This is a genomic window from Bradyrhizobium sp. NBAIM03, assembly GCF_020194055.1.
Lineage (GTDB): Bacteria > Pseudomonadota > Alphaproteobacteria > Rhizobiales > Xanthobacteraceae > Bradyrhizobium > Bradyrhizobium yuanmingense.
Window position 1 is genome coordinate 1 of record NZ_JADYVS010000240.1, and the last position, 401, is coordinate 401.

Here is a 401-nt window from a genome sequence, read left to right on the forward strand (position 1 = left end):
CAACACGTGTCACGGGACAGGCGTGCATAAGGCCCACAACTGGACGACAGGCAATATGGAGGATCGTGAATGCCATGCCTGTTCGGCCAACGTTTCTGCAGTTGCTGTCACGGCCCAGCCTGAAACGTCGGACCGCCAGTGGCTCCTCAAGCTTGCCGGCCTGAAGCGTTCGGAAATCCTCGGTGGCGAGTGGACGACCGTGGGCGCAGAAACGAGCCTCTTCGACCTGCTAGACGAGCACCTGCGCGCCAACCCCTCGGCACTGGATTCCGAAAGCACCGGTCTCCCGCTGGTGTGGACGGATGAGCGCATCAAAGCAGCGGCCCATCGTCTGTGGTTGCTAGAAGGCCAAGGGCTGCGCAAACAGTCCGACTACGAGCAAGAGTTGCAGTCCATCCTTG

1 protein-coding gene is annotated in these 401 nt (G+C 60.8%); it reads left to right on the forward strand.

Translation table 11 applies throughout. The features are described from left to right. Positions 1 to 55: 55 nt before the first annotated feature. Positions 56 to 401: hypothetical protein (locus I6F21_RS38305; RefSeq protein WP_225184460.1), on the forward strand; the 346-nt coding region annotated here is incomplete at its 3' end.